The sequence below is a fragment of the Methylobacterium indicum genome (genome assembly GCF_001043895.1).
GTDB classification, from domain to species: domain Bacteria; phylum Pseudomonadota; class Alphaproteobacteria; order Rhizobiales; family Beijerinckiaceae; genus Methylobacterium; species Methylobacterium indicum.
In genome coordinates this window covers 1-7,523 of sequence record NZ_JTHF01000227.1, presented here as the reverse complement: position 1 = coordinate 7,523, position 7,523 = coordinate 1, and the positions used below count along the sequence as shown (strand labels likewise).

Genomic DNA, 7,523 nt, shown 5'->3' with positions numbered 1-7,523 from the left:
GTGCGCCCGCGGGCGCACTGGTCGCGGATCAGGGCCTGGAGCAGCAGGTCGCCGGGGCTGAACCGGGCGAGCGCCGGGTCGGGATCGAACGAGGTCAGCATCCCGCTGAAGCGCCGCGCATCGACGGCGCCGACGAAGGTCGCGAGGATGCGCCCGTCCTGCGTGCGCAGGGCGTGCAGCTCCAGGGCACCGGCCCGGTGCGCCGCCGCGAGGAAGTCGCGCGCCGCCGGATCGGCGAAGGGATCGCTGATGCCGGCCTGCGCGAAACGCACCGCCTTCTGGGCGAGATAGGCCGACAGGATCGCCGCGCCTTCCTCGTCGTCCGCCGCGACCCGGTGCTCGACCGGGCCGAGGGCGCCCGTGAGCCATTTCTCCTTCTGGCGCAGCTTGCGCCGCGCGTCGCCGCTCATCACCCGCTTGAGCACCGCCTCGGGATCGGCCTCCAGCGCCAGGCCGTAGGCGTCGCTCGGGGAGGCGCTACCCTGGGCCAGCGGGTTCGGCAGGCCGTTCCACAGACGTGGCTGGTCCGGCAGGTGGATCACGTCGATCCCCGCCTGCGCGCCGGCGCGGAGCAGGGCCTTGGCGTAGGCGTCGTGCGGAAGGGCCATCGCCTCGGGATGGGCGAAGAGCGGCATGTGGTAGTTGGCGTGCCGGCCGCCGATGACCCGGCCGACCCGGATGCCGGCCTCGCGGTGGACGAACAGCGGCAGCAGCGCCAGCGGCCGCCCGGCGGGATCGCGCAGCAGGACGGGGCAGGGGCGGGCGCCCGGCGGCAGGATGCGGGCGCAGGCCGCCACCCAGTCGAACCGCTGGTAGGGCGTCATCACGGCGCCGGGCGCCGTCTCGAGGGCGCGCCAGGTCGCTTCGGCGGCCGCGAGGCTCGAGAAGACCTCGGGCACCAGCACGAGGGCCGGCGCCGGACCGGCCGCCACGCCCTCCGCCGCGAGTTGCATCGTGCCGCCCATCGCCTCGCCCTCGATCGTCTCCCCGATGGCCTAGCTGGCAAGCGTGCAGAATCCGCAAACGCCGTAACGAAGCTTTGGCCGATCGCCGGCATTCTCCCCGGCATGCTCTCCGCCGCCGCCCGCCGCCGCCTGTTCCAGACCGGCTTCGCCACGATCGCGGCCACCGGGGCCGACCGCTGGCTCGGCCCGGCGACCCGCGGCCGCGGCGTGATCCTCACCTTCCACCACGTCCGCCCGGACGAGGGCGGGGCCTATGCGCCGAATCGGCTGCTCTCGATCACCCCGGCCTTCCTCGACCGGACGCTCACGCTGCTGCGGGAGCGGGGTTTCTCGATCGTTCCGCTGGCGGAGGTGCCGCGGCGCCTCGCCGGGGGCGGTCCGCCCTTCGCGGTGCTGACCTTCGACGACGGCTACCGCGACAACCGGGAGCACGCCGCCCCGATCCTGCGCCGGCACGGCGCACCCTGGACGCTCTACGTCACCCACGACTTCGCCACCGGGACCGGCCGGCTGTGGTGGATCGAGCTGGAGCGGGCGATCCGGGCGCTGGGCCGCGTGCGGTTGCCCGAGGTCGGGCTCGACCTCCCGGCGGCGGACGACGCGGAGAAGACCGCCGCCTTCGCGCTGGCCTACCGGGCGCTCCGGGCCGGGCCGGAGGAGGGGTTGCGCGCCGCGACGCTCCGGCTCTGCGGCGAGGCCGGAATCGATGCGGGCGCCATCGCCGGGGAGCTGTGCCTGTCGGGGGGCGAGCTGCGGGCGCTCGCCCGGGAGGAGCCGGTGACGCTCGCCGCGCACACCCTGACGCATCCGATGCTCGCCAAGCACGACGACGCGACGGCGCGGCGCGAGATCGTCGAGGGGCGGGCACGCCTTACCGACCTCCTCGGCGCGGTGCCGGAGCATTTTTCCTACCCGGTCGGCGATCCGGGCTCGGCGGGCGCGCGGGAATTCGCCCTCGCCCGCGAGGCGGGCTACGTCACCGCGGTCACGACCCGGCCCGGCCATCTGTTCGCCGGCCACGCCGCCCACCTGCACGCCCTGCCGCGGGTCTCGGTCAACGGCCTCTTCCAGACCGATGCCGCGTTGCGCGCCCTGCTCTCGGGGGTGCCGTTCCTGGCCTGGAACCGCGGCCGGCGGCTCAACGTGGCGTGAGGGGTCCCGTCAGCGGTGGCGCCGACGGCGGTAGTGACGGCTCCCCCCGCCGCTGATGACCGCGAAGGTCGCGCTCTGGCGGCCGCCGCGCAGGCGCCGGTTCCAGCCGCGCCGCCCCCGCGGAGCCGGCTCGGCACTGGCCGCGGCCTCGGCCAGCGCTGGGGGTAGGGGCAGACGTGGGATCGCCGCGGAGACCGCGGCGGCGGCCGCCGCCACGTTCTTGGCCGCCGGGCCGAACAGCGACAGGCACTGGTTGTAGGCGAGGTCGCCCTTGATGCGCTCGCACTCGCCGACGGAGCGCGGCGTGCCCTGCGCAAGGGCGGTGCCGGTCGACGGGCCGACGAAGAGGGGGCCGAGGAAGAGGGGGCCGGCGAGGAGGATGAGCGCGGGCGCGTGGCGCATGGGCCTGGGGCTGCCTTGCGGGTTCGAGCGGGAAGGCACGGGGCGGGCGCGCCGTGAGGGAATCGGCATCGTCCCTGGCAGCCATTTTGGGCGAAAAGCCGGCCTGAACCATCCGGTTCGTGACGACGTCCTCAGGCGGGATCGCTGTCGGGCCGCTCCATCCAGCGGATCAGCGGCATCAGCGGGATGATCCAGGCGATGCCGAGGATCGCATAGAGCACGGATTGGATCACCGCGGGGGTCTCGGCGATGCGGCTGTCGGCGAGCGCCATGGCGAGAGGGGCGTAGACGATCACGAAGGCGATCATCGCGATCGTCCCGAGGAGGGAGCGGGTGCGGCGGCGCATGGGGCGGACAACCTGTGGCGCGTGACGGATCTGAACTCCCGCCTACGCGACGGCCCGGCCCGCCGCAATCCGGCCGGCCGACGCAGGGCCGCCGCCTCACCCCACCCGCGACAGCGGCGGCGCCGCGTCGTTGCCGGCCCGGGCCGCGGCGAGCAGCGCCGCGCTGCGAGTCCGCCAGGCCGCGATCGCCCGCGCCTTGACCGGGCCGAAGCCGCGGATCGCCTGCGGGGCGGCGAGGAGGTCGCGCAGGATGTCGCCATCGGCCCGGCCGACGAGGGCGAGCGCCGCGTCGATCTGCACCTCGTACTCGGCCAGGATCGCCCGTTCCTCGCGCCGCTCGGCGATCAGCCGCAGGGGATCGAGGCGCGTCCCGCGCAGGCGCTTGAGGGCGGACAGCCCGCGCAACACCGGCAGCAGCCACGGGCCGAACGCGATCTTCCTCGGCTCGGTCTCGCCCGGCCGGGTGCGGGCGAGGACGGGCGGCGCGAGATGGAAGGTCGGCCGCACCGGGCCCTCGAATTCCTGGGCCAGCCGGGCGTGGAAGGCCGGATCGGACTGGAGCCGGGCGACCTCGTACTCGTCCTTGATCGCCATCAGCTTGAACAGCGAGCGGGCGACGGCCTCGGCCGCCGCGTCGCCCGCCCGCGCCCGCACCGCGGCGATCCTGTCGCGGTAGCGCGCCGCGTAGGCCGCGTCCTGGTACCCGGCGAGGTAGGCGGCCCGGCGCGCCACGAGGGCGTCGAGACCTTGCTCCGTCTCGGGCGCCGGCTCGCCTTGCGCCGCCACGAAGGCGGGGTCGGCGGCGACGAGCCGGCCCCAGGCGAGGGCGAGGCGGTTGCCCGCCACCGCGACGCCATTCAGCGTCACCGCCTGTTCGAGGGCGGCGAGCGAGACCGGCACCAGCCCGCATTGCCAGGCAAAGCCCAGGAGCAGGACGTTGGCGGCCTGGGCGTCGCCGACGAGCCGTTCGGCCAGCGCCTGGGCGTCGAGGGTCTTCAGCGCCCCGGCGCCGACCCGACGGGCGAGCAGGGCTTCGAGCATCCGCGTGTCGATGCGGGCATCGGGATCGCGCAGGGTGGCGCCGGTGGGGATCTCGTGGGTGTTGGCGACGATGCGGGTGCGGGCGGGATCGATCACCGCCGCGGCGTCGGCGCTCGCCGCCACCACGAGGTCGCAGGCCAGCACCGCATCGGCGCGGCCGCGGTCGATCCGCACCTGATGCAGCCCGGCCGGGTCCGCAGCGAGGCGCACGAAGGACAGCACCTGCCCGCCCTTCTGGGCAAAGCCCATGAAGTCGAGGACACTGGCGCCCCGCCCCTCGAGATGAGCCGCCATGGTGACGAGGGCGCCGACCGTCACCACGCCGGTGCCGCCGACGCCGGCGACCAGGATCTCGTAGGGCTCGGGACCGAGCGCGGTATCGGGCTCGGGCAATGCGGCGGCGCGGGCCGCCACCGCCTCGGGGGCGATCGCGACGCCCGGGCGTCGGCGGGGCGTGGCGCCCTCCAGCGTGACGAAGGACGGACAGAAGCCCTTGAGGCAGGAGAGGTCGCTGTTGCAGGCGGTCTGGTCGATCGCGCGCTTCACGCCGAACTCGGTCTCGATCGGCACGACCGAGAGGCAGTTCGACTTCTGCTGGCAGTCGCCGCAGCCCTCGCAGACGAGGGGGTTGATCACGGCGCGCCGCGCCGGCTGGGGGGCGAGGCCGCGCTTGCGCCGCCGCCGCGCCTCGGTGGCGCAGGTCTGGTCGTAGACGAGGACCGTGACGCCGGGGGTCTCGCGCAGGTCCCGCTGCACGGCGTCGAGGTCGTCGCGGTGATGGAGCGTGACACCGGGTCCGAGGGGGTCGCGGGCGGCGGCCTGCGCCACCCTGTCGGGATCGTCCGAGACCACCACGACGCGGGCCGCGCCCTCGGCGCTGACCAGACGGGTGATCTGCGGGACGGTGAGCACCCCGTCGACCGGCTGGCCGCCGGTCATCGCCACCGCGTCGTTGTAGAGGATCTTGTAGGTGATGTTCGCCCCGCTGGCGATCGCCTGCCGGATCGCGACGTGGCCGGAATGGAAGTAGGTCCCGTCGCCGAGGTTCTGGAAGATGTGGGCCTGGCGGGTGAACGGCGCCTGTCCGGTCCAGTCCACGCCCTCGGCGCCCATCGGCACGATGCCGGTGGTGTCGCGCTCCATCCAGTTCGCCATGAAGTGGCAGCCGATGCCGGCTCGGCCCTGCGAGCCCTCCGGCACGCGGGTCGAGGTGTTGTGCGGGCAGCCGGAGCAGAAATACGGCGTGCGGACCGGGAGCGGTCCGGGGGCGGCGGGCAGGGACGGCGCTAGCGGCACCCGCGCCGCCATCCCTAACGCGTCGAGGCGGGCGGCGAAAATCGCGATCAGGCGCGAGGGCCGCAGCTCCTCGACCTCCGGCACCAGGGGCGCCCCGGCGCCGTCGCGCTTGCCGAGGATGCGCGGCCGGTGCTCGGGAGCGAGGTCGTAGAGCCCGTCGCGCAGCTGGCGCTCGACCAGCGGCGCCTTTTCCTCGACCACCAGCACGGTCTCGACCCCGGCGGCGAGCGCGGCGATGCCCGCGACGTCGAGGGGATGGACGAGGCCGACCTTCAGGACCGCGATGCCGTGGGCGACGAGGGACTCAGGATCGTGGCCGAGGAGACGAAAGGCTTCCATGGCGTCGCCATGGGCCTTGCCAACGGTGACGACGAGGAGGCGGGGACGCTCCGGCGCCACCACGAGCCGGTCGAGGGGGTTGGCGCGGGCAAACGCCCGGATCGCGTCGAGCTTCTCGAGCGCCCGCGCCTCGATGGCGAGGCTCGGCAGGTCGGGCCAGCGGATGTGCAGGCCGCCGGGCGGCGGCGTGAAGGCCGGAATCGCGAAGGTCGGAAGCGGTGCGAGGTCGATCGAGGCGGCGCCCTCCACCACCTCGGAGATCGCCTTGAACCCGACCCAGGCGCCGGAGAAGCGCGAGGCGGCAAAGCCCCAGAGGCCGAAGGCCTCGTATTCAGCGAGGCTCGCGGGGTGGATCACCGGCATGTGCCAGGCGGCGAGCGCGAGGTCGCTCTGGTGCGACATCGACGAGGAGACGCAGCCGTGATCGTCGCCGGCCACGACCAGCACGCCGCCCTTCGCCGAGCTGCCATAGGCGTTGCCGTGCTTGAGCGCGTCGCCGGAGCGGTCGACCCCCGGGCCCTTGCCGTACCAGAGGCCGAACACCCCCTCGACGGTGGCGGCCGGATCGAGGGCGACCCGCTGGCTGCCGAGCAGGGCCGCCGCCGCGAGATCCTCGTTGATGCCGGGCTGGAAGCGGATGCCGGCGGCCGCGAGGCGCTCCTTCGCCTTCCACAATTCCTGGTCGACGGCGCCGAGCGGCGAGCCGCGATAGCCGGAGACGAGGCCCGCGGTGGAGAGCCCGTCGCGCCGGTCGATCGCGGCCTGGGCCAGGAGCAGCCGCACCAGCGCTTGCGTCCCCGTCATGTAGGCCCGGCCGACGCTGCGGTCGAAGCGGTCGTCGAGGCGGTAGGCGCGGTCGAGCTCGGGCATCGGCGGGATCTCCTCGCCGCCAGGCTATGCCCCTCGCAAAGGTAAAACCTGCCTCTCTGCTTCCGTGCAGGGGATGACGGAGGTACGAACGAAGCGGAAATCACCGATACGGGACATGCCCATGCCTGAGCGCGCGGATCCTCCGGACAAGTTCGAGCGGGCGATCCTCGACGCCCTGCAGGACGATGCCCGGCTCTCGGTCCAGGACCTGTCGCAGCGGATCGGGCTCTCGACCTCGCCGACCTGGCGCCGCCTCAAGGCGCTGGAGGAGCGGGGCATCATCCGCGGCTACGTCGCCCTCGTCGACGCGGCGGCGCTCGGCCACGGCCAATGCGTCTTCGCCCACGTGACGCTCGCCAAGCACGACCGCGAAGGGGTGGCGGAGTTCGAGCGCGTGGTCGGCGCCCGGGACGAGGTGCTGGAATGCTTTTCGACCACCGGCCAGGCCGATTACCTGCTGCGGGTCGTGGTGCGGGACGCGCAGCACTACGAGCGCTTCCTGCAGGAGGCGGTCTTCTCCTGCCCGGCGGTGCAGCAGATCCACTCGAACTTCGCCCTGCGCGAGGTGAAGTTCAGCGTGAAGGTGCCGACGGGAGCCTGAGCACAAAAAAAGAGCCCGGCCGTGAGGCCGGGCTCCGCTCCGTCCGGGGACGGAGAGTTCAGACTAGAAGCCGTTGAACTTGTAGTTCAGGCCGGCGCGGACGACCGCGAACTCGGTCTCGCGACGGTACAGGTTGGCCGGGCCGACCGACACGACGCCCGGCGAGAACACCGAGTACTGCGTGCCGTTGGCGGTCTGGGCGAACACGCCGTTGTTGCGGTTGCCCTGATCCAGGTTCACGTACAGGCCTTCGACCTTGAGGGTCACGGCCGACGAGCGGAAGAAGTTGAAGAACGAGTCGGTGGGCAGAGCGTACTCGACGCCGCCGCCGACGACCCAGCCGGTCTGGAAGTTGTCGCGCGAGCTGTTCGGCAGGCCGAAGTCCTGGCCGCCGCCCGAGCCGTAGGCGAAACCGCCGGTGGCGTACACGAGGGTGCGGTCCCAGGCGTAGCCGAGGCGGCCACGGACGGTGCCGAAGAAGTCGAGGCCCGAGATGCCGTTCGGGTTGAA

Annotated in this window: 7 protein-coding genes; 2 read left to right on the top strand and 5 right to left on the bottom strand. The window is 73.5% G+C overall.

All coding sequences use genetic code 11. The features are described 5' to 3' along the window. Positions 1-965: GNAT family N-acetyltransferase (locus QR78_RS24370; RefSeq protein WP_053221063.1), on the bottom strand; the 965-nt coding region annotated here is incomplete at its 3' end. 102 nt (positions 966-1,067) lie between these two features. On the opposite strand from QR78_RS24370, the gene QR78_RS24365 reads away from it, so the two are divergent. Continuing rightward, positions 1,068-2,117: a polysaccharide deacetylase family protein gene (locus QR78_RS24365; protein ID WP_048430181.1), complete on the top strand. Its 1,050-nt coding sequence runs from the start codon at positions 1,068-1,070 to the stop codon at positions 2,115-2,117. Between the two features lie 9 nt (positions 2,118-2,126). On the opposite strand, the gene QR78_RS24360 is transcribed toward QR78_RS24365, so the two are convergent. From QR78_RS24360 to QR78_RS24350, 3 genes are all read right to left on the bottom strand, one after another. After that, positions 2,127-2,519: a hypothetical protein gene (locus tag QR78_RS24360; protein ID WP_048430180.1), complete on the bottom strand. Its 393-nt coding sequence runs from the start codon at positions 2,517-2,519 to the stop codon at positions 2,127-2,129. A 131-nt stretch (positions 2,520-2,650) separates the two neighbouring features. Continuing rightward, positions 2,651-2,866, bottom strand: a complete 216-nt coding sequence (locus QR78_RS24355; RefSeq protein WP_048430179.1) for a DUF2842 domain-containing protein — start codon at positions 2,864-2,866, stop codon at positions 2,651-2,653. A 96-nt stretch (positions 2,867-2,962) separates the two neighbouring features. Next, on the bottom strand, positions 2,963-6,412 hold the full coding sequence (locus tag QR78_RS24350) for an indolepyruvate ferredoxin oxidoreductase family protein (protein ID WP_048430178.1): 3,450 nt from the start codon (positions 6,410-6,412) through the stop codon (positions 2,963-2,965). A 121-nt stretch (positions 6,413-6,533) separates the two neighbouring features. On the opposite strand from QR78_RS24350, the gene QR78_RS24345 reads away from it, so the two are divergent. Further along, the gene (locus tag QR78_RS24345) at positions 6,534-7,013 is read left to right on the top strand and encodes an Lrp/AsnC family transcriptional regulator (protein ID WP_048430182.1); all 480 of its coding nucleotides are present in this window, start codon (positions 6,534-6,536) and stop codon (positions 7,011-7,013) included. A gap of 63 nt (positions 7,014-7,076) precedes the next feature. On the opposite strand, the gene QR78_RS24340 is transcribed toward QR78_RS24345, so the two are convergent. After that, positions 7,077-7,523, bottom strand: a 447-nt coding sequence (locus QR78_RS24340; RefSeq protein WP_048430177.1) for an outer membrane protein, incomplete at its 5' end; no start/stop codon positions are given.